Here is a 22780-nt window from a genome sequence, read left to right as displayed (position 1 = left end):
GGACCTGAGACGAGAACCCCCGGAATGCCGGGATCGTGCGGTAAACGGTGCGGGGGTTGGCGGTTTCTGGTTGGTGGTCTTTCGGAGCGGCCGGTGAGGGTGATCGCGAAGGCGTTCAGGGCGGGTTTCCAGCGGGTGATCCAGCCTGCCGTGCCGCCGGTGGGGTCAGGGGACCGGGTGATGAGGTGGAGACATTTCAGCGCGGCCGCCTCGTTCGGGAGGTGGTCTCGGGCGCGGGTCGCCCGGCGGTAGCGGGTGTTGCTCGATTCGATCGCGTTCGTCGTGCAGATCACCCGGCGGGTCTCGACGTCGTCTTCAAGGAACGGCATGAACTGCGCCCACGCGCTCTCCCAGAGCGTCACGATCGCCGGATAGCGGGCGCCCCCCTCCGCCGCGAACTCGACGAACCGGTCCTTCGCGGCCTGCTCCGAGGGGGCGGTACAGACGGGTATCCACGCTTTCACGATCCCGTCGCCGTGGCCCGCTCATCGTCGTCGTCCTGTCAGACACAGCCATCTCCCCTCGGATCAGGCCAAACCCCGCACACCGTTACCCAGACAGTCCCGCCTCGACCACAGCACCGTGTGGAGAGTTCCTCCTGCGGTCGCGGCGCTGAGCGTCACAGCTGCACCCGGGCGTCCGTGAAGATCGCTCCGGGAGCCGGCATTAAGCGGTGCCGCTGGACAGCGGTAGTGCTGGAGTGCTGTGCGCGGCGGGCTCCCGCCACTCGTGCCGCTACGGCGTGCGGTGCTCGACCGCGGATACACATGCCCAGGCCTCGCGGGTGCTGCCGGTGTCGTCCCATTGGAAGCGCGCGGCTTGGGGGCCAGGCGAGGGCGAAGCCACCGACGCGGCCGCGGTACGCGATAGAGAAGCCTCTTGACCTCTGGTCGAGGTCGTGGGTTGACTAAGCGCACGCCAAGTCTGGTCGGGTGCGTGAGGGATGCGAGCCAGGTGCTCCGCGTCGAGGGAAATCCAGAGGGGGAACAAGTGGAAGCAGAGTTCGTGCAGCCGGTCGCGGTGCAGGAAGCTCCTGTTTTTCGCGTTCGACTGTGGATGCCGCCGGTCGAAGACGGCTTCGCGTGGCTTGTCGATGATGGGGAGCTCACCCGCGGTGACCTCGACGAGGTCCTTGTGTGGGCGGAAGAACATGCCAGGGGGAACCCGTACGAGTTATTCGTGCGTGCGGGGTCGCCTGACTTCTACGGTCTCCGTGGCCGACCGGCCGATGATGGCGGCGCCCAAGAAACCGTCATTCTGCGCACTGATTTTTCGCCCAATGAGTGAATAAGTGAAAGGTGCGATCCACGCGTGCTCTTCGCGAGAAGAAGACACTGAGGCTTATGCAAAAATCGATTGACCCAGTATAAAGATTGACCCAGTATAAATTAGTGCGTGTCGGTCACGAAAAACACCGGCTGATCCGCTTTGCTTGAAGAGCAACTTCCAACAGAAACTCTTCGCAAAGGAACCAGCCGGTGCACAAGCAGACTACTACAGGGATGACGACCGAGCAATATGCGATTCTCGCCGAACGGATCGAAAACGAATTCCTGTGGCAGCGGCGGCGAGGACGGCCACGCAGACTGTCGCTCGCCGGGGCACTACAGGTCACTCTTCTCTACTATCGCCACAACGTCACCGAACAGTTGATCGCCGATGTGGTCGGTGTCAGTCAGTCGACCGTGTCGCGAACAATCGCGCTAGTGGAAGCGATGCTCACTGTCGTGACCGACGACGAGCAGCCGGACGTCGAGGCTGCGGTCGGCGAGACGACGGCCGTCATCGACGGGACCCTCCTCCCGTGCTGGTCCTGAGCAGACGCGCCCGAGCTGTACTCCGGCAAACACAAGACCACGGGGCACACCTGCCAGGTCCTCGCCGATCTCTCCGGTCGGCTGATCCACATTTCGGATCCGATTCCGGGCAAACACCATGATGCTCACGCATTCCGAGAATCACACTTGGCCGACATCATCAACCTCTCGAATACTTTGGCCGACAAAGGCTACCAAGGCGCCGGAATGATCACACCAATAAAAAGGAGACCCAGCGAAAAACATTTGCCAGAGCACGCGAAACAGCACAACCGTTTCGTGAACACTCACCGCTACGTGATCGAGAGAACAATCGCTAACCTTAAAACCTGGCGAATCTTCCACACCGACTACAGACGACCACTGCGCACTTTCCCAGACGCCTTCAACGCCGTCCGCGGACTAATCTTCTTCACCCAGAACGAAACCAATTTTGCATAAGCCTCACTGACTACTCAACCACCACGCCGAGGGCGCACTCGTCGCCGCGCGATGGCGTCGGCGTTGATGGCGGTTGCGCTCACCATCACGGGCCTAACCGTGGGTGCTACCCCGGCACACGCCGTTGTGGTTGATGCTTGCACGATCAAGGCCAACAACCCCCATCCGTCCGGGCATGTTTCCGGTGCGGTCAACGCAGAGGGATCTTTGCGTTGATCGGTCGGGATGACCGAAATCTACATCCGGGCCTACCTCGAAAAGTCGGGAGGTTCCTCCTGGGGCGGGAACACGGAGTCTGGTTGAATACTCCTGCGGGCAAGACTTACAGCAGCTTTGCGAACACCTCGTGTTCGCAGGCGCCAGGCACCTTCCGAGCCCGCGTCTCGTACACGTTCACGTCGCCTTCTGGAGTGAGCCCCGCTTACACGGCGAACACCATCTATTCACCGAGGACAGGAGTCGCCTGCGGCGTGTCTCGCGTCGCGCCGCACTCGACTGACGGTGCCGATACGAAGTGGACCAGCGAAAAGGCGCTTCCCGATGGGGTCACCCTGAAGAATGCCCCCGGCGACGCGGAACTGACCTTCACGTTCCAGAACTGACCGTCGCGAAATCTTCGCGGCGGTCAGTTCTTGTTCGTGCACCGACACAGGCGTACTCACGCGGCCGTCGCCGGGGCTCTGCGGCCGGCGTAGCCAGACGCCCGCCTCGGCCCAGGTAGATCGCATGACACGGAAGGTCTTCGGCACGGCCCCCGCCACACAGCCTCAACGCCGAGCGCCGTTCTCCGACGACATCGTCGGCCGATCCAGAAGCGGACGAGCGGTCGACGGCATCGCGCAATCCCCTCAAGGAGTGGCGCGTCACCACCGGCGACCCCGACGTCGCCGCGCGAGCGGTGACGCTACTCAAAAGTGGGGGAATCACGGAGGAGGAGGGCCTCGAAGTGTTCACCGCCTCGCCGGCCGACGACATCGTTATCGAGGGCCCGACGTCGCTCCGCCAGCGGATGCAGCTCTGGAAACAGGCACGCAAGCTCGTGATCAACTCAGACGGCGAGACCCTCGCCGACGGCACACAGGACCCGGATGCCGACCTCACCTTCGCGCAGCGCAACGAAAAGGCCCAGAACCAAAACACCCAGAACGAAAAAGCACAGAACGAAAAAGCACAGAACGGCGTAGGCCCCGAGCCGTCGATCACCCTCCTCTTCCGCCTTGCGGCCGACCTCGACCTGGGCATCGTCGAGTTCCGCTCCAGCTCCTGGGGCCTGGCTCGCGAGCTGGCCGCGGAGGACGTGGACGGCACGCTGACCGAGGCAGACGGCCCCTCCGACGCCGTGCTCGGCCTGGAGGAGGTCTCGTTCGTCGCAGAGAACGGCCCCGTGCCGACCAGTCGGTCCGCTCCACTAAGGGCGCAATCTCGGACGTCCGCCCGGTGCAGTCAACACATCACGGACGACGCGAATCGAACACCTCGCAGGCAGGGTTGCCGCCAGCCTAAAGTGCGCAAGGCCCGGATCCTCGCGTCCCCGCGAGATTCCGGGCCTGACCGTGCACCCCCTCGGACTTGAACCGAGAACCCACTGATTAAGAGTCAGTTGCTCTGCCGATTGAGCTAGAGGTGCGTTGCAGTCGACGCATCGTGCGTGCCGAACCGAGGAGTCACACTATCAGCGCCTCCCCCCTGCTCGTCAAATCGGGAGCGGCGGACCGCACCGGTATCGTGAGCGTGTGACCCCGAGCAGCGACGACACGAGCCTCGACGACGACCTGCGACTCGCCCTCCGGCTCGCGGACGCCGCCGATGCGATCTCGAGTGAGCGGTTCCGCGCCCTCGATCTCGTGGTCGACACCAAGGCCGACAGCACCCCCGTCACGGACGCCGATCGTGCCGTCGAGGAGGCGATCCGCTCCCTGCTCGGCGCCGAGCGGCCCGACGACGCGATCCTCGGCGAGGAGTTCGGCACGTCGGGCGCGGCCTCGCGGCAGTGGATCGTCGATCCGATCGACGGGACGGCGCACTTCCTCCGCGGCATGCCGATCTGGGCGACGCTGATCGCGCTCGCTGTCGACGGCGTGCCGGTGGTGGGGGTGGTCTCGGCCCCGGCGCTCGGCAAGCGCTGGTGGGCGGCCGCGGGATCCGGGGCCTGGACGGTGGAGACGGAGTCGCGCGCTGCGCCACGGCGCCTCCGCGTCTCGGGCATCGACACACTGGCCAGGGCGGCCTTCAGCTACAACAGCATTCAGCAGTGGGCCGGAGCGGGCCGCCTCGATCAGTTGCTCGCGCTCGCCGACGCGGTCTGGCGCGACCGAGCCTACGGCGACGCCTGGCCGTACATGCTCGTGGCGGAGGGGCTGCTCGACGGGGCCGGCGAGTTCGACGTGAAGGCCTACGATCTGGCCGCCCTCGTGCCGATCGTCGAAGAGGCCGGTGGCCGCTTCACCTCGGCCGACGGCGAGGACGGCCCCTGGCACGGCAGCGCGATCGCGACCAACGGGGCCCTGCACGACGAGGTCCTCGCGATCGTGGCGCGGCGATGAGAGGTCGAGCTGCGGCGCTCGCCGGGGCATCGCTACTGCTGGCCCTCTCGGGCTGCGCCTCCCCGGTCGGCCCCGACGGCCCGGAGGCGGTCCGCGACGAGGCCGGCACGGTCATCGCCTCCGGAGTCGCGGACGTTTTCTCGCTGCGCCGCGGCGACTGCCTGCGGAGCCCGGCCGAGGACAGGATCGCGGATGTCGAGGTGGCCCTCTGCTCCGAGGAGCACGCGCTCGAGGTCTTCCACTCTTTCCCGCAGGCGGGCGATCGCTACACCAGCCGCAACACCCTGATCGCCCAGGCCGCCGCGGGCTGCGAGCCGGAGTTCGGCGCGGTGATGGGCATCGCCTACGGCGACTCGGCGCTCGAGTACCGCGCACTGGTCCCCTCCGAGGTCAGCTGGCGGAACGGCGATCGCACGATCGTCTGCGCGGTCTTCGATCCGGCCGCGGAGGAGACCACCGGCAGCCTCTTCGGCTCTGCACGCTGACGCCGCGGCCTCGGTACGAGGCACTGCCCGGGGAGTGTCCAGCCCGAGGAGAAGCGGCCCGAGGAGAAGCGGAGGACGGCTCCTGTGTGCGACGGACTCCTGTGTGCGACGACGACCGGGTGTGGAGATGGGGGGAATCGAACCCCCGTCCATCGCTGTGATTCTGCGCCTTCTACGGGTGTAGCCGATGAGAGCGTTCTACTCGGCCCCGACCGTTACCACCGGCGCATCGGTCGACGGGCCCAGCCCGAGTGCAAGTCCCGCGTCGCCCTCAGGCGTAACGACGCAGCAAGTCCTCTCAATGACGCCAGGACCCGGGGCGAGGACGCACCCACGGGCTGACGGACTATCTACTCTGGCTTAGGCAGCGAGAGCGAAGTCGGTGCGCTTCTGTTCGGCACCTGTGTTTTCCAGGGATCGTTAACGAGATGACCTTGGATCCTCGACCCGCTTCTCGCAGTTTCGCAGGCAATGTCGAAACCGATCATCCCCGCGAGCACTCGTCGGCCCGAAGGGCCGGAGGAGTGGGTCGTCGTCGCACACTGTGGAGTTACGGGGTCGAGTCTACCCCAGCTCACGGGCGCTCACCCGGAGTCGGCGCAGGTCGAGCAGTCCGAGCACGAGGGCCAGCGCAATCAGCCCGAGCGTGACGACGTAGCCGTTGCGGAACGCATCGTGGTAGCGGTCGAGACCCTCCGCCATCCCCTGCTCGCTCGCGAGGGTGGCGAAGAACACAGCGGAGGCGCAGGCCGTGCCGACAGCGGTCCCCACTCGCTGCCCGAGCTGGCCCACCGAGCCGGCGACTCCGCCCTGCTCGGGAGGGATCTCGGCGAGGGTCAGCGTCTGGTTCGGTGAGACCACGAAGCCTCCACCGGCTCCCGCGACGAGCATCGCCGCTGCCATCCCGTACGCCGCCGTCTCGGCCGGCAGGAGCTCTGCCGCGAGCAGCACCAGCGTGAAGCCGATCACGACCAGCACGATCCCGAGCACCACGAGCGCTCGGCCGTAGCGCTGCACTAGCGTGCCGCCGTACCAGGCGGTCACGGCCGAGGTCAGTGCGAAGGGAATGCTGACCATGCCCGCGAACACCGGCGCGAGCCCGAGGCCCTGCTGGAGGAACAGCGTCGTGAGGAGGAAGGTCGCCGGGATCGCCGCGAAGTACGAGGTCGCCACCAGGATCCCGTTGCGGTACGAGCTCGTGCGGAAGATGCGGAAGTCGATCACGGGCGTGCGTCCGGTGGCGGCGTAGCGCGCCTCCCAGCGCACGAACGCGGCCGCAGCGACCGCCGCCAGCGCGAGCCAGAACCAGCGGTACGGCGAGTCGTCGGCGGAGCCCGTCGTGAGCAGGAACGGCAGCATGAACGCGAAGACGGCGACCGCGAGCAGCAGCAGTCCGATCGGGTCGAGCGAGGTGTCGCCGCTCGGACTCCCCTGCCGGCGAGGGAGGAGCCGCCACGCGAGGACGAGCGCGGCGATCCCCAGCGGGATGTTCATCCAGAAGAGAAGACGCCAGCCGTCCTGGTCGCCTCCGATCGCGATCAGGAGCCCACCGAGGGTCGGACCGAACGCCGTCGAGAGCCCGATGGTCGCGCCGAAGACGCCGAAGGCCCGCGCACGCTCCGCGCCCGTGAACATCTGCTGGACCAGACCGAGCACCTGCGGCATCTGGATGCCGGCCGCGACTCCCTGGAGGAACCGGGCGACGACGAGCATCTCGATCGACGGGGCGATCGCGCACAGCAGGCTCGTCGCGGTGAACGCGATCAGCCCGATGAGGAACAGGAGCCGCCGCGAGCGGATGTCGCCGAGGCGACCGGCCGGCACGAGCGCCAGCCCGAACGCCAGCGCGTACCCGGCGACGATCAGCTGCAGCTGACTCGCGTCGGCCGAGAGCGAGCGCTCGATCGCCGGCAGGCCGACGTTCACCTTCGAGAGATCGAGGATCGTGATGGCGGCCACCGCGACGCTCACCGCGAAGGCGCGCCAGCGCGTCCTCTCGTCGTCGGCGCTGAGGGCGGCGGGGGCGCTGTTGTCTGAGGTGGTCACAGACTCAGTCTCGCAGTCCGGCACCTGTCGAGTAGACGACGTGCGCGAGAGGCACCGGATGCCCTCCGTCCGATGTCGCGAACGACGCCCGCAGCACGCACCGGCTTCTCCGGAAGGAGGCGGAGCGGCGGCGGGACCGGCCGCGCTGCTCCGTCGGCTCGGAAGGCGCGCCCCTACTCGCCGAGGCGGCGGCGGGTGGCCATGGCGCGGTCCGCCTCGCGGCGGTCCTGGCGCTCACGGAGGACCTGGCGCTTGTCGTAGTCCTTCTTGCCCTTCGCCACCGCCAGCTCGACCTTGGCCTTGCCGTCGCTGAAGTAGAGCGAGAGCGGGATGAGCGTGTACCCGCCCTCCTTCACCTTGTTGTGGATCTTGAGGATCTGCGCCTTGTGCAGCAGGAGCTTGCGCTTGCGGCGGGGCGGGTGGTTCGTCCAGGTGCCCTGCGCCCACTCGTTGATGTGGACGGCGTCGAGCCACGCCTCTCCCCCGTCGACGAACGCATAACCGTCGACCAGCGAGGCGCGGCCGGCGCGGAGCGACTTCACCTCGGTGCCCGTGAGCACCAGACCCGCCTCGTAGGTGTCCTCGATGAGGTAGTCGTGGCGCGCCTTGCGATTGGTCGCGACGACCTTCTGTCCCTGTTCTCTGGGCACGGCTGCTCCTCGGGTCGCGAGCGGATGAAGGGGTGGGCATCGCCGGAGGATGCACCGATGGGCCGCCCCGAAGGGACAGCCCACCAGTATACGTCGGGCGCTGATCAGACCCGCAGATACCGCGCGATCGCCACGTTCGCCGAGATCGCCGCCAGCACGATGCCGACCACGATCAGGATCGGCACGACCAGCAGCGCGTCGTCGAGGCCCACGAACGAGGTCAGCGGGATCCGGTAGGCGAGGAAGCCCTGCACGAAGACCTGGACGATGACCACGACCGCGACTCCCGCGAGCACCGAGCCGACGAGGGCGGCGAAGACGCCCTCGAGGATGAACGGGGTCTGGATGAACCTGTTCGAGGCTCCCACGAGCCGCATGATGCCCAGCTCCCGTCTCCGCGAGAACGCCGAGAGGCGGATCGTGGTCGCGATGAGCAGGACGGCTGCGACGAGCATGAGCACGGCGATGCCGATGGCCGTGTAGCTGGCCGCGTTCAAGATGGAGAAGATCTGGTCGAGGTACTGCCGCTGGTCCGTGACGCTCTCGACTCCCGAGACGCTCGACAGGCTCTCGACGATCACGTCGGACTGGGTCGGGTCCTTGAGGTTGATCCAGAAGGTCTGGTTGAGCAGCTCGGGGGTCACGTACTCGGCCACCGGATTCCCGGCGAACTGCTCCTGGAAGTTCGCGTAGGCCTGGTCGTGGTCCTCGAAGTAGGAACGGTCGATGTAGGGCGCGAGGGTCGGGCCGTCGAGCTGACTCTGCACCGAGTCGATCTGCTCCTGCGTCGCGTCCGAGCCACTGCAGTTCGAGCCTCCGGAGGTGGCGGTGCACATGTAAACCGCGACCTGTGCCTTGTCGTACCAGAAGTTCTTCATCTGGCCGATCTGCATCTGCAGCAGGATCGCCGTGCCGACGAAGGTGAGGGAGATGAAGGTCACCAGGACCACCGAGACGACCATCGAGACATTGCGTCGGAGGCCGCTCGCGACCTCCGACCAGATCAGTGCGAATCTCACTTGACGGGTCCTACGTTCTGCTGGTCGTCGCCGTTCTCGTCGCCGTCGGCCGCGGGAGCGCGCAGGCCCAGGCGGGCGGCGAGGGACTCCTCGGGCAGGGCGCCGGTGTCGGCGGGGAGGAAGATCGGGCCGGTCTGGCTCTGGATCTCGACGACGCGCGGGGCGGCGGGAGCCTCCGGGGCAGCGGCAGCGGTCTCCGGCTCGGGGGCGGCGGAGCGGCGTCCCTCCGGGATCCGCGGCTGGGGCGAGGTCTGCGGGAAGGCGACCGGCTCGGGCAGCGCGGCGGGCGCCTCCTGACGCAGATCGACCTCGGGGACCTCGGCGGGCGCCAGTTCGCTGTCGATCAGCGCGGGAGGCGCGGGCTGCTCAGCGACCGCGTGGTCGTCGGCCGCCACCACCACGACGCCGTCGTGCACGACCGTGATGCTCTCGGTCTGGCCGTAACCTCCCCGACTCTCGTCGCGGACGATGCTGCCCGCCGAGAGCTCGATGACGCGCCGCTTCATCTGGTCGACGATGCCGGCCTCGTGCGTGGCCATGATGACGGTCGTGCCGCCGGCGTTGATCCGCTCAAGCAGCGCCATGATGCCGGCGCTGGTCGTCGGATCGAGGTTGCCGGTGGGCTCGTCGGCGAGGAGGACGGCGGGCTTGTTGACGACGGCGCGGGCGATCGCCACGCGCTGCTGCTCACCGCCCGAGAGCTCGTGCGGGAGGCGCGAGGCCTTGCCCGCCAGGCCGACCATCTTCAGCGTGTCCGGGACCGCCTCCTGGATGTAGCCCTTCGACTTGCCGATCACCTGGAGGCTGAACGCGACGTTGTCGAAGACGGACTTGTTCGGCAGGAGCCGGAAGTCCTGGAAGACCACGCCCATGTTGCGACGGAAGTAGGGGACCTTGCGACTCGAGATCTTGCCGAGGTTCTGCCCGAGGACGTGGATCGAGCCGGAGGAGGGGCGCTCCTCCTTCAGGATTAGGCGGAGGCAGCTCGACTTCCCGGAGCCGGAAGCGCCGACGAGGAAGACGAACTCGCCCCGGAGGATCTCGAGATCGATGGCGTTGAGGGCGGGTCTCGTGCCGCCCCGATACTGCTTGGAGACGTTGTCGAAGCGAATCATGTCGGTACGAGGGTAAGCGACGATCCCGAAGAGTCTGCCGAGGGGGCGTGCGGCGCGTCGGACCAGGCGCCCCGAGGGCCGCTAGGCCGACTTGCGCCAGCGGATCCCCGCCGCGATGAAGCCGTCGAGGTCGCCGTCGAACACGTGCGAGGGGTTGCCCACCTCGTGATCGGTGCGGAGGTCCTTGACCATCTGGTAGGGCGCGAGGACGTAGCTGCGCATCTGGTCGCCCCAACTCGCAGTGATGGTGCCGGCGAGCTCCTTCTTGGTCGCCGCCTCCTGCTCCTTCTGGAGCAGCAGCAGACGTGACTGGAGGACCCGCATCGCCGCGGCGCGATTCTGGATCTGGCTCTTCTCGTTCTGCATCGACACGACGGTGCCGGTCGGCAGGTGGGTGATGCGCACGGCGGAGTCGGTGGTGTTGACCGACTGGCCGCCCGGCCCGGAGGAGCGGAAGACGTCGACCCGGATGTCGTTGTCCGGGATCTCGATCGCCTCGGTCTCCTCCATCAGCGGGATCACTTCGACCGCCGCGAAGGAGGTCTGGCGCTTGCCCGCGGCACCGAAGGGACTCATCCGCACGAGGCGGTGGGTGCCGGCCTCGACCGAGAGGGTGCCGAAGGCGTACGGGGCGTCGATCTGGAACGTGGCGGACTTGATGCCCGCCTCCTCCGCATAGCTCGCGTCCATCACGGTGGCCGAATACTTGTGCTTCTCGGCCCAGCGCAGATACATGCGCATGAGCATCTCGGCGAAATCGGAGGCGTCGACGCCGCCGGCGCCGGCCCGGATGGTGACCACCGCAGGGCGGTCGTCGTACTCGCCGTCGAGGAGCGTCTGCACCTCGAGCTCACCCATCACCTTCTGGAGCGACGCGAGCTCGGCGACCGCCTCCTGCTCCGACTCGGCGTCGTCGGCCTCGTTCGCCATCTCGACCAGGACCTCGAGGTCGTCGAGGCGCCGGTCGATGGCGGTGATGCGGGCCAGCTCGGACTGCCGGTGGCTGAGGGCGCTCGTCACCTTCTGCGCGTTCGCTGTGTCGTCCCAGAGATCGGGGGCGCCCGCCTGCTCGCCCAGCTCGGCGATCCTGGAGCGGAGCCGCTCCACGTCGATGACGGCTCGGATGTCGGCGAAGGTGGAGCGCAGAGCAGTGATCTGCTCGGTGAAGTCGTTGTCCAGCATGGTGAGCCCAGACTACCGGGGGTCGCCGCGCAGCCGGGCGTACCCTGGAGACGATGACCAGCACCGCCCCGCGCCCCTTCCCCGTCGGGCCACTGCTGCTGTCGACGTTCCTCCCCACCCTCCTCTTCTCGATCGGCGAGGGCGCGATCATCCCGCTGCTCCCCGCCGCGGCGGGCGATCTCGGTGCATCGCTCGCGCTCGCGGGGCTCGTCGCCGGGATGATCATGATCGGCGAGCTCGCCGGCGACATCCCGAGCGGCTGGATCGTCTCGCGGATCGGCGAGCGCGGGGCGATGCTCGGCGCCTCGGCCGCGTCGATCCTCGGACTGGTGGTCTGCCTCCTGTCGACCTCGTGGATCGGATTGACGGTCGGAGTGTTCGTGATCGGGCTCGCGACGGCGGTGTTCGCGCTGGCTCGGCACGCGTTCATGACGTCGTTCGTCCCGGTCAGCCACCGCGCGCGGGCGCTGAGCGCGCTCGCCGGAGCGTTCCGGGCCGGCTGGCTGGTCGGCCCGTTCCTGGCAGCAGGAGTGGTGCACCTCACCGGCTCGGTCGAGTCGGTGTTCTGGGTGCACATCGTCTGCTGCATCGCGGCGGTGATCGTGCTGCTCCTGGTGCCCGATCCGGCGACGGTGCTGCGGCGCGCGCAGGCGAGGGCCGCGGCCGAGGAGCCGTCGGTGCCGAGCGAGGCGCCGGAGGAGGCGCCGGTGCCGGAGTCGCCGCACTCGCTCGTGAAGACCCTTCGGGAGCACCGCGGCGTGCTGGCGCGGATGGGGTCCGGCGCCGCCGTGATCGGCGCATTGCGCGCCAGCCGGACACTGATCCTCCCTCTGTGGGCGGTGAGCATCGGGCTGGCCGAGACCGACACGGCGATCGTCATCGGCATCGCCGGAGCCCTCGACTTCGCTCTCTTCTACGCGGGTGGACAGCTGATGGACCGCTTCGGCCGGGGCGCCACCGCGATCCCGTCGATGATCGGGCTGGGTCTCGGGCACCTCGCGCTCGCCGCCTCCGTCCTCGCCGCCGACCCGGTGCCCTGGTTCGTCGCCGTGGCCTGCGTGCTCGCGGCGGCGAACGGCATCGGGTCCGGGATCCTGATGACCATCGGCTCGGATCTGGCGCCACCGACCGACCCGGCGCCGTTCCTCGGCGCGTTCCGCTTCACCGGTGATGCGGGCAATGCCGCCGCGCCCCTCATCGTGTCGGCGCTGACCGCCGTGGTCTCGCTCCCCTTCGCCGCCGCAGCGATGGGGGTGCTCGGGCTCACCGGTGCAGGGGCGCTCGCCCGGTGGATCCCGCGCTATCTGCCGCGCCGTGCTCCCCGGAGCTGACGCCGCACGGCCGCCTTCTACACTGGATCCCGCACGCGGGAGTGGTGGAATGGCAGACACGCAGGATTTAGGTTCCTGTGCCGCAAGGCGTGGGGGTTCGAGTCCCCTCTCCCGCACTCGTTGAGCACTGCCGCGCGGCGGGCCTGCGGTGGCTCGCAGACTCCGCGGCCGGTCGTCGCTCCGTCCGTCACGGGGTCACGCGACGGGTCGAGACGGATCGCGCATCCACGGTCGGGATCGGGGCTCGACGGGTACGCTGAACGCTGTCACGCGTTCGCCCCACTGCTCACCGGCCGAACGGCACCGCCGACGACTGGAGAACCGTTGAACCACGCCGCCCTCATCCCCTGGCTCGACCCGGAGACGATCCTGACGTCGTTCGGTCCCTGGGGCGTGGTCGTCGTGTGCCTGATCGTCTTCGCCGAGACGGGCCTCCTGATCGGCTTCCTCTTCCCCGGCGACACGCTCCTGATCATCACCGGCCTCCTCGCCCACGAGAACGCCTCCAACGGCGGGCTCGGCGTGCCGATCTGGCTGATCTGCCTGGCCATCGGGTTCTCGGCGTTCGTCGGAGGCGAAGTGGGCTACCTGATCGGGCACAAGGCCGGTCCGCGCATCTTCGAGCGCAAGGAGTCGGGTTTCTTCAGCGTCGAGAACGTGCGACGGACCAACGCCTTCTTCGAGCGCTTCGGCGGTCTCGCCGTGATCCTCGCCCGCTTCGTCCCGATCGTGCGGACCTTCGCGCCGATCGCTGCGGGCGTCGCGCACATGAACTACAAGAAGTACAGCCTCTACAACCTCGTCGGCGCCCTCCTCTGGGGAAGCGGCGTCACCCTCCTGGGCTGGCTGCTCGCCTTCATCCCGCCGGTGGCCGACTTCGTCTCGCACTACATCGACGTGATCCTGATCTGCGCCGTGGCGCTCGCGGTCATCCCGACGGTGTTCCACTTCATCCAGCAGCAACGCCGCGCCAAGCGCGCCGTCGACCCCGAGACCGATGCCGCGGAGGCGAGCGCGCTCGTGCTCGACCCGTCGGCGGTCGACGACAAGCGACGCAAGCGCTGAGGCCGTCGCATCTGCGCCGTCAGCGTCTGCGCCGTCAGGGCAGGCGGTCGGCCAGCGCAGCCAGCTCGGCGCCGAGAGCGGTGAACGCTCGGGCCCGATGGCTCACCGCGTTCTTCTCCGCGGGCGAGAGCTCAGCGGCCGTGCGGCCCGAGCCCTCGGGCAGGAAGACCGGATCGTAGCCGTGGCCGTTCGCGCCGCGCGGCGCGGTCACGATCGCGCCGGCCCAGCGGCCCTCGACCACGCTCTCCTGGCCGCCGGGCAGCACGGAGTCAGGCACGACGAGCGCGATCGTGCAGCTGAAGTGCGCTCCGCGGTGCTCGGCCTTCACCTCGCGCAGCTGCGCGAGGAGGAGCTCCAGATTGGCCGTCGCATCGTGCGCGCGCCCCGACCAGCGGGCCGAGAAGATGCCGGGGGCGCCGCCGAGCACGTCGACGCAGATCCCGGAGTCGTCCGCGAGCGCCACGAGACCGGTGTGCGCAGCAGCGGCGCGCGCCTTGATCAGCGCGTTCTCAGCGAAGGTGACGCCGTCCTCCACCGGCTCCGGGCCGTCGTAGGCGCGCACGCCCACTCCGGGCAGAGCATCCGTGAGCATCGCGCGGAACTCCTCGACCTTGCCCGCGTTGTGGGTGGCGAGGACGAGCTCGACGCTCACGCGCCGAGCGCCTCGGCCTGGACGCGGGCGAGATCGGCGGCGCCGCCGACGGCGAGGTCGAGCAGCGCGTCGAGCTCGCGGCGGTCGAACGGGGCGCCCTCTGCGGTGCCCTGCACCTCGACGAACAGACCGCGGCCGGTGACGACGACGTTCATGTCGGTCTCGGCGCGGACGTCCTCGACGTAGGCGAGGTCGAGCATGGGCACGCCGTCGATGATGCCGACCGAGACGGCCGAGAGGCTGTCGATCAGAGGCTGCGCCTTCTGGCCCACGTACTTCTTGCCGCGCGCCCACTCGATCGCGTCGGCCATCGCCACGTAGGCGCCGGTGATCGCGGCGGTGCGGGTGCCACCGTCGGCCTGGAGGACGTCGCAGTCGATGACGAGCGTGTTCTCGCCGAGCGCCTTCGTGTCGACCACAGCGCGCAGGCTCCGGCCGATCAGCCGCGAGATCTCGTGGGTCCGCCCACCGACCTTGCCCTTGACGGACTCGCGGTCCATCCGCGAGTCGGTGGCGCGCGGCAGCATCGCGTACTCGGCGGTCACCCAGCCCTTGCCCTTGCCCTGCAGCCAGCGCGGCACCCCATTGGTGAAGGAGGCGGTGCAGAGCACCTTCGTGTTCCCGAACGAGACCAGCGCGGAGCCCTCGGCCTGCGTGCTCCAGCCGCGCTCGATCGTCACGGCGCGCAGCTGGTCGGGCGCGCGCCCGTCCTTGCGGGTGGCCTCGGATGCGGTGCTGTCGGTCACTCGTGTCTCCCTCGATCGTGCGTGAGCGCGGCCCGGTCGAGCTCGCGCAGGTTGATGGTGCCGGTCTCGACGAGGTCGACGCTCGCGACCTCGGGGCCGAGGAAGCGGCGGGCGAGGCGGACGAAATCGCTCGAGCCCGTCTCCTCCCACCGGTAGGTCGGCGGCTCGGAGGAGGTGCGCCGCAGACCGTGGGCCACCAGCGTCCGGTAGACGTCGAGCGCGGTCTCCTCGGCGCTCGAGACGAGGCGGACGTCCGGCCCCATGACGTAGGCGATCGCGCCGCGCAGCAGCGGATAGTGCGTGCAGCCGAGCACGAGCGTGTCGACTCCGGCCGCCTTCATCGGGGCGAGGTACTCCTCCGCCACGGCGAGCAGCTCATCGCTCCAGGTGACTCCCGACTCGACGAACTCGACGAAGCGCGGACAGGCGGCTGTCACCAGCTCGAGGTCGGGAGCCGCGACGAAGGCGTCGTCGTAGGCGCGGGAGCGGATCGTGCCGACCGTGCCGATGACGCCCACACGTCGGTTCCGGGTATCGCGCACAGCGCTGCGCACAGCAGGCTGGATGACTTCGATCACCGGGATGCCCCGCCCGATCGTGTAGCGCTCACGGGCGTCGCGCATCATCGCCGCGGAGGCGGTGTTGCAGGCGATGACGAGCAGCTTCGCACCCTGATCGACCAGGGTGTCCAGCGTGTCGAGGGCGTAGGCGCGGACGTCGGCGAGCGGCTTGGGGCCGTAGGGCGAGTGGGCCGTGTCGCCGAGGTAGACGATCGACTCGTTCTGGAGCTGGTCGATCACGGAGCGGGCGACGGTGAGCCCACCGACTCCGGAGTCGAAGATGCCCAGCGGTGCGTCCGTCACGGAGCAACAGCCTACCCGCGCCCGCCCCGGCGACCGCAGGGCGGGCGCCCGCGCTGGTCCCGTGCCGCGCCACCGCACGGGCACCGGCCGACGCCGGCCCGTGGAACACTGACGGGATGGACTCGACGGCCTTCCTCACCGACCGCTACGAGCTGACGATGGTCGAGGGCGCCCTCGGCAGCGGCACCGCCGACCGCCGGTGCATGTTCGAGGTGTTCGCCCGGAACCTTCCGCCCGGACGGCGCTACGGCGTGCTCGCCGGCACCGGCCGCCTGCTCGAGCTGATCGCGCGCTTCCGCTTCGGCGACGGGGAGCTGGCGTGGCTCCGCGAGAACCGTGTCGTCGACTCCCGGACGCTCGACTGGCTGGCCGACTACCGCTTCCGCGGAGACGTCTGGGGCTACCGGGAGGGCGAGGTCTATCTGCCCGGCTCCCCCGTGCTGATCGTCGAGGCGCCCTTCGCCGACGGCGTTCTGCTCGAGACCCTGGTGCTCAGCGTGCTCAACCACGACAGCGCCGTGGCGAGCGCCGCAGCGCGAATGGTCTCGGCCGCCGACGGGCGCCCGCTCGCCGAGATGGGCTCGCGCCGCGCCGGCGAGCGCTCGGCCGTTGCCGCGGCCCGCGCGGCCTACATCGTCGGATTCGGCGCCTCCTCGAACCTGGAGGCGGGGCGCAGCTTCGGTGTGCCCACGATGGGCACCTCGGCCCACTCCTTCACCCTCCTGCACGACTCCGAGGAGGAGGCGTTCCGCACGCAGGTCGCGGCGCTCGGGCCCGGCACGACCCTTCTGGTCGACACCTACGACGTGACCGCGGCCGTGGACCTGGCGGTCCGCGTCGCGGGCACCGGCCTCGGCGCCGTGCGGATCGACTCCGGCGACCTCCCGCAGCAGGTCGCCGCCGTCCGGCAGCAGCTCGACGCGCTCGGCGCGACCGGCACCCGCATCACGGTCACCAACGATCTGGACGAGTACGGGATCGCTGCGCTGGCGGCCTCCCCCGTCGACTCCTACGGCGTCGGCACCTCGGTGGCGACGGGCTCGGGGCACCCGACCGCCGGCATGGTCTACAAGCTGGTCGCCCACGAGGACGACGAGGGCGAATGGGTCGCCGTGGCCAAGAAGTCGGTCTCGAAGGCGTCGATCGGCGGGCGCAAGGCCGCCGGGCGCCGGCTCTCGGACGACGGTGTCGCCGAGGCCGAGATCGTGCACGTGGGTGCCGGCCCCGAGGGCGCCGTGGGCGAGGGTGAGCGGGCGCTGCTCGTGCCGCTGATCGAGGAGGGCGTGATCCGCGCCGAGCACCTCGGCGTCGAAGGAGTGGCGACCGCCCGCGAGCACCATGCGAATGCGGTTCTCGAACTGCCGCTCGACGCACTCCGGCTCGGCCGGGGCGACCCCGTCATCCCGACCCGCTACGAGTGAGCGGGCGGGACGTCACGTCATCTTCGAGTAGATCTCTTTGCACGCGGGGCAGACCGGGAACTTCTCCGGGTCGCGGCCAGGGAGCCACTTCTTGCCGCACAGAGCGCGCACCGGCTTGCCCGTGATGGCGCTCTCGAGGATCTTGTCCTTGGGCACGTAGTGGGAGAAGCGCTCGTGGTCTCCCGGCTCGATCGACTCCTGGTTGAGGAGCTCTTCGAGCTCGCGGTCGAGGGTGGCGGTTCCTCCGCCTCCCTCAAGGGGATCGGTGCTGCTGTTCTCGACGCTCGGAATCATGCCGACGATCCTACGCGCGGAGCAGGAGAGCGGGCGGGGCGGGCGGCAGCCGGCTGCTAGTACCTGCTCGTGAACGCCACGAGCTCGGTCGCGCGGCGCTCGAACAGGCGTCCGCCGATCAGCACGCCCAGCGCGAAGACGACCACGGCGCTGCCCAGACCGACGGCGACGGCGGCGCCGGTCGCCTCCTGGTCGACGAAGATCGCGCGCACGGCGAGCGCCACCGCGGGCGCCGACAGCAGCAGCCCGAGGCCGAAGGCGAGCGACTGCGAGCCGGCTCCGCTGGCGCCCGGCGACTGGGGCTGGGCGAACGCGCTGTCTCCCGGCCGCGGAGCCGGGTAGGCGAGCCAGGCTGAGACGGTGCTGGCGACTCCCGCGGGCACGAGGAGGAGGCACGCGTTCGCCGCCAGGATCACGGGCAGGGCACCCGGCCGACCGGAGGTGGCGCTGCTCACGAGCGAGCCGAGCAGCACAACCGGCAGCCCGAGCAGGAGCGTCGGGAACGCGCGGCCGAGTCGATCCGACCAGCCACGGACACCGGCGGCTACATGCAGCCAGAAGGCGGAGCCGTCGTAGGCGACGTCGTTGTGCAGGAACCAGCCGAGGAAGAGGGCGATCAGGGGGACCGGCAGCAGCGAGAGGAGCGGGAACGGCACGCCGACGACGGCGAGCAGCAGTAGCGAGACGATCGGGAGCAGCGGGACCGCGACGAGCGACGCCTGGTAGCGCGGGTCTCGCAGCCAGTAGGTGATGCTGCGCGCCGCGATCGCCCCCGTGCGAGTGGAGCCGAGGAGGTCGAACCAGCCCAGGCGTAGACCCCGCGGCGAGCGGTGCGTGCGCTCGGGGCGCCCGGTGAGGATCCGCACGACGAGCCACCAGATCGCGGCGGCCGCGGCGAGCGTGAGCAGCGCGATCAGGAGCGGCTCGACCGCTTGCCCCGACCCCGCACGGGGTGCGACCGCCCAGGCCGCACCGAACGGCGTGGTACCGAGCACCGAGCCCCAGCGCTCGAGCACGGCGGTCTCGCCCGCGTCGAGCAGAGCCGAGACCGCGAGCACGGCAGGTCCGCCGAGCAGGAGCACCAGCCCGAGGACAGCGAGCAGTTCACGGGCGGTGCGGGACGGGACGAGAGCGGCGGAAGCGGCGAGCCCGATCCGGGCGAACAGAGCCGTCGTCGCGACGCCGAGCAGCGGACCGATCACAGCGAGCGCTCCCGCGTCGGGGAACAGCGGGACCGTCGCCAGCCCGAGGACCAGCAGCGCGAGGACCGGCAGTGAGACGAGACCGGCGAGCGCGAGCGCACCGGCCAGCCGCAGCGGAGGCAGGCCGAAGAGGCGGAACGCGCGCGGATCCATCGGGTCGAGCGGGCCGAGGAGGAACGGCAGCACCAGGAAGCCGAGGGAGACGAGACCGCCGCCGGTCACCACCGCGCCCGAGGCCGCGCCCGGTGATGAGCCGAGACTCCCGACCACGGCGAGGAGGCCCACGGTGACCGCGACGACCACGAGCACTCCGGCCACCGCTCCAGCGGAGCGCGCGGGCCCGGAGCGGAAAGCCCCGAGGAGGACGTCGATCCTCAGCCGGAGAAGTCGTGCAGCCACTGCAGCCCCTCGGCGATCTGCTTGCCGCCCGCCAGCTCGAGGAAGCGCTCCTCGAGGGTGGCGGTGCCCGCGACCTCGGCGACGGACCCCGAGGCGAGCACCCGACCGCCCACGATGACCGCCACGTCGTCGCAGACCCGCTCGATGAAGTCCAGGCCGTGACTGGAGAGCACGACGGTGCCGCCGCCCGCGACGAAGCGGCGCAGCACGGTGATCACCGCGGCCGACGAGACGGGGTCGACCGATTCGAACGGCTCGTCGAGCACGAGGACTCGCGGAGCGTGGATCATGGCAGCGGCGAGCGCCACCTTCTTCGCCATGCCCGCGGAGTAGTCCGAGATGAGGCGTTCGAGCGCATCGGTCAGGCCGAGCGCCTCAGCGAGCTCGGTGGTCCGCTGCTTCGCGGTCGGCAGATCGATTCCGCGCAGGGCGGCGGAGTACGCGAGGAACTGGGCGCCGGTGAGCCGGTCGAAGAGCCGGAGCCGGTCGGGGAGCACGCCGATCAGCGGCTTCGCGGCCGTCGGGTCCTTCCACACGTCGACGCCGTGCACGAGGACCCGGCCTGTGTCGGGCCGCAGCAGGCCCGTCATCATCGAGAGGGTGGTCGTCTTGCCTGCGCCGTTGGGGCCGATGATCCCGCAGAAGGTCCCGGCGCGCACCGCCAGATCGAGTCGGTCGACCGCGACGGTGCGGCCGAAGGTGCGGGTCAGCTGGTGCAACTCGAAGACGACGGGCGCGACGTCCTCACGCTCCGCGGCGCCCTCGGCCTCACGCTCGGCGGGTTCGGCGTTCGTGGCGGACGTCATCCGGCTACGGTACCAACTCGCTCGCGGCGCCTCGGCGCCCGCGCCCGTCCGACGACACGGCGAGACGTCAACCACCCCCGCCCGCGCGCGCCGGAACTGTACACTAAGGATCGACCCGAGGAGCAATCAGATCGAGACGCAGCGGTTAATTCGAGGAGAAGACGACATGACGCACAGAGTTTCCCCGGGACGCAGAGTTTCCCCTGGACGCGGAGGCTTCACCGGTCGCAGCCGTTCCACGGAGCCCGGCATCGCTGCTGAGGGCTCGAGGGCGACGGGCCGGTCCGCGGGCGTTCCCGCCTCCGTCGTCATCCTCGCCGCCGGGATGGGCAGTCGGCTCGGCCGTTCCCTCCCGAAGCCGCTCACGCCGCTCAGCGACGGCCGCACGATCATGCAGCAGCAGTTCGACAACATCCACCACGCTTTCGGCACGTCGGTGCCGGTCAGCATCGTGGTCGGCTACAAGCTCGAGCACATCATCGAGGCCTTCCCCTCGGCCTCGTTCGTCTACAACGAGCAGTACGACCAGACCAACACCTCCAAGAGCCTGTTGCGCGCGCTCCAGGCCAGTGGTCAGGGCGGGGTGCTCTGGATGAACGGCGACGTCGTGTTCGACCCCCGCATCCTCGACCGCGCGGCCGGCCTGATCGCGAAGGACGTCTCCTTCGTCACGGTCAACACCGCGAAGGTCTCGGACGAGGAGGTCAAGTACACGACGAGCGCCGAGGGTTTCATCGATGAACTCTCCAAGACGGTGCGCGGAGGCCTCGGCGAAGCGGTCGGGATCAACTACGTGTCCGCCTCCGACAAGGCCGCGCTGGTGCGCCAGCTCGCGCGGGTGGACGCTCAGGACTACTTCGAGCGTGGCATAGAGTTGGCGATCGAGCAGGACAGCCTGCTCGTCGAGCCGATGGACATCTCCGACCTCTACGCCGTCGAGGTGGACTTCGCCGAGGACCTCGAGCGGGCGAACCTCTTCGTCTGACACTCCCGGCTCCTCCCCCGGCTCGACCAGGGTCTGTCGGGAGGAGTCGCGCGCAGTGAGCACCGATGTCCTCGCCGCCGAGACCGCCCTGCGCCACCGCCGCTCCCGCGGTTGGCGCTACCGGCATTCGCTCTGGCTGCTGACCAAGCGCGACCTGACGGTCCGATACGCCACGAGTGCACTCGGCTACGTGTGGTCGGTGCTCGACCCGCTCGTGATGTCGGGCATCTACTACTTCGTGTTCACGGTCGTCTTCGAGCGCACGGTCGGCGAGGACCCGTACATCGTCTTCCTCCTCGCGGGACTGCTGCCCTGGATGTGGTTCAACCAGGCGACCTCCGACGCCACCCGTGCGTTCCTCCGCGAGGCGAAGCTGGTGCGCTCGACGTCGATCCCGCGCACCATCTGGGTGGGGCGGATCGTTCTGTCGAAGGGCATCGAGTTCGTGGCGAGCCTGCCGGTGCTGGTGCTCTTCGCCGTGATCGCTGGGGCGCACACGACCTGGGCGGTGCTGCTGTTCCCGGTCGCGATCCTCCTGCAGGCGGTGCTGACTCTCGGGGTCGGGCTGCTCGTCGCTCCGCTCGTGGTGTTCTTCCGCGACCTGGAGCGGGCGGTCAAGCTCGTGCTGCGTTTCCTCTTCTACGCATCGCCGATCATCTACTCGACCGCCAACCTGCCCGAGCAGATCCGGCCGCTCGCGGCGCTCAACCCGCTCAGCGGGATCTTCGCGCTCTACCGCTCGGCCTTCTTCCCGAGCGAACTCGACCTGCCGCTGATCCTCTCCTCGGCCGTCGTCTCGGCCCTGGTGTTCGCGCTGGGCCTGATCGTCTTCCGCCGCTCCGAGCGCGCCGTGCTGAAGGAGCTGTGATGGGTGACGCACCCGTGGTGATCGAGTGCCGCGGCCTCGGGATCCGATTCCGCCGCAACCGGCGCGGCCGCCGCTCCTTCAAGGACCTCTTCGCCGGGCGCTCCCGGCGCTCGCGTCCGGGCGAGTTCTGGGCGCTGCGCGGGCTCGACGTGCAGGTGAGGGCGGGCGAGGCGATCGGAGTGGTCGGCAGGAACGGACAGGGCAAGTCGACGCTGCTCAAGCTGGTCGCGGGCGTGGTGCTGCCGGACGAGGGCACCGTGGAAGTGCGCGGCGGCGTCGCTCCGCTGATCGAGATCACCGGCGGCTTCGTCGCCGACCTGAGCGTCCGCGAGAACGTCTACCTCACGGCCGGACTGCACGGGATGTCGAAGCGGGAGGTGGACGCCCGCTTCGACTCGATCATCGGGTTCGCCGAGATCGGCGAGTTCCTCGACACGCCCTACAAGCACCTCTCCAGCGGCATGAAGGTGCGCATCGCGTTCTCGGTGGTCTCACGGGTCGAGGAGCCGGTGATCCTCGTCGACGAGGTGCTCGCCGTCGGCGACAGGGCGTTCCGCGAGAAGTGCTACGCGCGGATCGAGGAGCTGCTCGCCTCCGGCCGCACACTGTTCTTCGTCTCGCACAACGAGCGCGACCTGCGCCGCTTCTGCACGCGCGGGCTCTACCTGGACAAGGGCCGCCTCGTGCTGGACGCGCCGATCGAGGAGGTGCTCGCGCGTTACGCTGAGGACTACGCGCCGACACCGCGGAGCAGCGCGGCGCCGTCCACCGAGGGGTCTCCCGCCGAGGCGCCCGTCGCCGGCGACTGAGCGCTCCCGCACCCGGCACCCGAGGACGCAGGAGTGCACGA

Annotated in this window: 23 protein-coding genes, 2 tRNA genes, 1 other RNA gene and 1 pseudogene; 13 read left to right on the top strand and 14 right to left on the bottom strand. The window is 69.3% G+C overall.

The window, feature by feature from the left end; translation table 11 throughout:
- Window positions 1-86: 86 nt before the first annotated feature.
- Window positions 87-449, bottom strand: a pseudogene (locus GSU10_RS05070) (transposase); the annotation flags it as partial.
- A 541-nt stretch (window positions 450-990) separates the two neighbouring features.
- On the opposite strand from GSU10_RS05070, the gene GSU10_RS05065 reads away from it, so the two are divergent.
- The 4 genes from GSU10_RS05065 (at window position 991) to GSU10_RS05050 (ending at window position 3831) form a co-directional block, all read left to right on the top strand.
- Window positions 991-1287: a hypothetical protein gene (locus GSU10_RS05065; protein WP_132505811.1), complete on the top strand. Its 297-nt coding sequence runs from the start codon at window positions 991-993 to the stop codon at window positions 1285-1287.
- Window positions 1288-1478: 191 nt separating this feature from the next.
- Window positions 1479-1817 carry a helix-turn-helix domain-containing protein gene (locus GSU10_RS15305; protein ID WP_208859919.1) on the top strand — a complete coding sequence of 113 codons (339 nt, stop codon included), beginning with the start codon at window positions 1479-1481 and terminating at the stop codon, window positions 1815-1817.
- 15 nt (window positions 1818-1832) lie between these two features.
- Window positions 1833-2258: a transposase family protein gene (locus tag GSU10_RS05055; protein ID WP_208859926.1), complete on the top strand. Its 426-nt coding sequence runs from the start codon at window positions 1833-1835 to the stop codon at window positions 2256-2258.
- A gap of 946 nt (window positions 2259-3204) precedes the next feature.
- The gene (locus GSU10_RS05050; protein WP_082845196.1) at window positions 3205-3831 is read left to right on the top strand and encodes a recombination directionality factor; all 627 of its coding nucleotides are present in this window, start codon (window positions 3205-3207) and stop codon (window positions 3829-3831) included.
- On the opposite strand, the gene GSU10_RS05045 is transcribed toward GSU10_RS05050, so the two are convergent.
- A tRNA-Lys gene (locus GSU10_RS05045) sits at window positions 3813-3885 on the bottom strand. The two genes, GSU10_RS05050 and GSU10_RS05045, sit on opposite strands and share 19 nt — an antisense overlap.
- A 106-nt stretch (window positions 3886-3991) precedes the next feature.
- Here GSU10_RS05045 and GSU10_RS05040 point away from each other — a divergent pair.
- Entirely contained in the window at window positions 3992-4801 is an 810-nt protein-coding gene (locus GSU10_RS05040; RefSeq protein ID WP_068211884.1) for an inositol monophosphatase family protein, read from the top strand.
- The gene (locus GSU10_RS05035) at window positions 4798-5286 is read left to right on the top strand and encodes a septum formation family protein (RefSeq protein WP_068211882.1); all 489 of its coding nucleotides are present in this window, start codon (window positions 4798-4800) and stop codon (window positions 5284-5286) included. The genes GSU10_RS05040 and GSU10_RS05035 overlap by 4 nt, the downstream gene beginning before the upstream one ends.
- Before the next feature lie 119 nt (window positions 5287-5405).
- Here the strand turns inward: GSU10_RS05035 and ssrA are convergent.
- From ssrA to prfB, 6 genes are all read right to left on the bottom strand, one after another.
- Window positions 5406-5778: a transfer-messenger RNA gene (gene ssrA / locus GSU10_RS05030) on the bottom strand.
- Window positions 5779-5850: 72 nt separating this feature from the next.
- Window positions 5851-7332: an MFS transporter gene (locus GSU10_RS05025; RefSeq protein ID WP_068211880.1), complete on the bottom strand. Its 1482-nt coding sequence runs from the start codon at window positions 7330-7332 to the stop codon at window positions 5851-5853.
- A 173-nt stretch (window positions 7333-7505) separates the two neighbouring features.
- On the bottom strand, window positions 7506-7982 hold the full coding sequence (smpB, locus tag GSU10_RS05020; RefSeq protein ID WP_055793597.1) for an SsrA-binding protein SmpB: 477 nt from the start codon (window positions 7980-7982) through the stop codon (window positions 7506-7508).
- Window positions 7983-8086: 104 nt separating this feature from the next.
- Window positions 8087-9001: a permease-like cell division protein FtsX gene (ftsX, locus tag GSU10_RS05015; protein ID WP_068211878.1), complete on the bottom strand. Its 915-nt coding sequence runs from the start codon at window positions 8999-9001 to the stop codon at window positions 8087-8089.
- Window positions 8998-10116 carry a cell division ATP-binding protein FtsE gene (gene ftsE, locus GSU10_RS05010; protein WP_068211876.1) on the bottom strand — a complete coding sequence of 373 codons (1119 nt, stop codon included), beginning with the start codon at window positions 10114-10116 and terminating at the stop codon, window positions 8998-9000. Before ftsE ends, ftsX begins: the two co-directional genes overlap by 4 nt.
- A gap of 81 nt (window positions 10117-10197) precedes the next feature.
- Window positions 10198-11298, bottom strand: coding sequence for a peptide chain release factor 2 (prfB, locus tag GSU10_RS05005; RefSeq protein WP_068211874.1), 1101 nt, complete (start codon window positions 11296-11298; stop codon window positions 10198-10200).
- Between the two features lie 53 nt (window positions 11299-11351).
- Between prfB and GSU10_RS05000 the strand changes: the two genes are divergently transcribed.
- From GSU10_RS05000 to GSU10_RS04990, 3 genes are all read left to right on the top strand, one after another.
- Window positions 11352-12629 (top strand): MFS transporter, encoded by a 1278-nt coding sequence (locus GSU10_RS05000; RefSeq protein ID WP_068211871.1) that lies wholly within the window; start codon window positions 11352-11354, stop codon window positions 12627-12629.
- Window positions 12630-12664: 35 nt separating this feature from the next.
- Window positions 12665-12745 (top strand) — tRNA-Leu (locus tag GSU10_RS04995).
- Window positions 12746-12953: 208 nt separating this feature from the next.
- Window positions 12954-13694: a DedA family protein gene (locus GSU10_RS04990; protein ID WP_068211869.1), complete on the top strand. Its 741-nt coding sequence runs from the start codon at window positions 12954-12956 to the stop codon at window positions 13692-13694.
- A 34-nt stretch (window positions 13695-13728) separates the two neighbouring features.
- On the opposite strand, the gene GSU10_RS04985 is transcribed toward GSU10_RS04990, so the two are convergent.
- The 3 genes from GSU10_RS04985 to murI are packed head-to-tail and all read right to left on the bottom strand — an operon-like array spanning window position 13729 to window position 15955.
- Window positions 13729-14286 (bottom strand): non-canonical purine NTP pyrophosphatase, encoded by a 558-nt coding sequence (locus GSU10_RS04985; RefSeq protein ID WP_236713638.1) that lies wholly within the window; start codon window positions 14284-14286, stop codon window positions 13729-13731.
- 56 nt (window positions 14287-14342) lie between these two features.
- Window positions 14343-15092, bottom strand: coding sequence for a ribonuclease PH (rph, locus tag GSU10_RS04980; RefSeq protein ID WP_068211867.1), 750 nt, complete (start codon window positions 15090-15092; stop codon window positions 14343-14345).
- Window positions 15089-15955 (bottom strand): glutamate racemase, encoded by an 867-nt coding sequence (gene murI / locus GSU10_RS04975; protein WP_132504566.1) that lies wholly within the window; start codon window positions 15953-15955, stop codon window positions 15089-15091. Before murI ends, rph begins: the two co-directional genes overlap by 4 nt.
- A 116-nt stretch (window positions 15956-16071) precedes the next feature.
- Here murI and GSU10_RS04970 point away from each other — a divergent pair, with 116 nt between their 5' ends.
- The gene (locus GSU10_RS04970) at window positions 16072-17376 is read left to right on the top strand and encodes a nicotinate phosphoribosyltransferase (protein WP_132504564.1); all 1305 of its coding nucleotides are present in this window, start codon (window positions 16072-16074) and stop codon (window positions 17374-17376) included.
- Between the two features lie 12 nt (window positions 17377-17388).
- Here GSU10_RS04970 and GSU10_RS04965 read toward each other — a convergent pair whose 3' ends face one another.
- Genes GSU10_RS04965 through GSU10_RS04955 form a run of 3 tightly spaced genes read right to left on the bottom strand, consistent with a single transcriptional unit; the run spans window position 17389 to window position 20077 of the window.
- Entirely contained in the window at window positions 17389-17670 is a 282-nt protein-coding gene (locus GSU10_RS04965; RefSeq protein WP_068210733.1) for a DUF3039 domain-containing protein, read from the bottom strand.
- A gap of 56 nt (window positions 17671-17726) precedes the next feature.
- Window positions 17727-19271: an ABC transporter permease gene (locus GSU10_RS04960; RefSeq protein ID WP_132504562.1), complete on the bottom strand. Its 1545-nt coding sequence runs from the start codon at window positions 19269-19271 to the stop codon at window positions 17727-17729.
- On the bottom strand, window positions 19247-20077 hold the full coding sequence (locus tag GSU10_RS04955; protein WP_068210736.1) for an ABC transporter ATP-binding protein: 831 nt from the start codon (window positions 20075-20077) through the stop codon (window positions 19247-19249). The genes GSU10_RS04960 and GSU10_RS04955 overlap by 25 nt, the downstream gene beginning before the upstream one ends.
- Before the next feature lie 325 nt (window positions 20078-20402).
- Between GSU10_RS04955 and GSU10_RS04950 the strand changes: the two genes are divergently transcribed.
- Genes GSU10_RS04950 through GSU10_RS04940 form a run of 3 tightly spaced genes read left to right on the top strand, consistent with a single transcriptional unit; the run spans window position 20403 to window position 22739 of the window.
- Window positions 20403-21062 carry a phosphocholine cytidylyltransferase family protein gene (locus tag GSU10_RS04950; protein WP_241972894.1) on the top strand — a complete coding sequence of 220 codons (660 nt, stop codon included), beginning with the start codon at window positions 20403-20405 and terminating at the stop codon, window positions 21060-21062.
- Between the two features lie 55 nt (window positions 21063-21117).
- Window positions 21118-21930: an ABC transporter permease gene (locus GSU10_RS04945; RefSeq protein ID WP_422395421.1), complete on the top strand. Its 813-nt coding sequence runs from the start codon at window positions 21118-21120 to the stop codon at window positions 21928-21930.
- Window positions 21930-22739, top strand: coding sequence for an ABC transporter ATP-binding protein (locus GSU10_RS04940; RefSeq protein WP_068210744.1), 810 nt, complete (start codon window positions 21930-21932; stop codon window positions 22737-22739). The genes GSU10_RS04945 and GSU10_RS04940 overlap by 1 nt, the downstream gene beginning before the upstream one ends.
- Window positions 22740-22780 lie beyond the last annotated feature (41 nt).

It is taken from the genome of Rathayibacter tanaceti, from assembly GCF_009834165.1.
GTDB lineage: Bacteria > Actinomycetota > Actinomycetes > Actinomycetales > Microbacteriaceae > Rathayibacter > Rathayibacter tanaceti.
The sequence above is the reverse complement of the archived record's forward strand: the minus strand, read 5'-3'. Positions and strand labels throughout refer to the sequence as shown.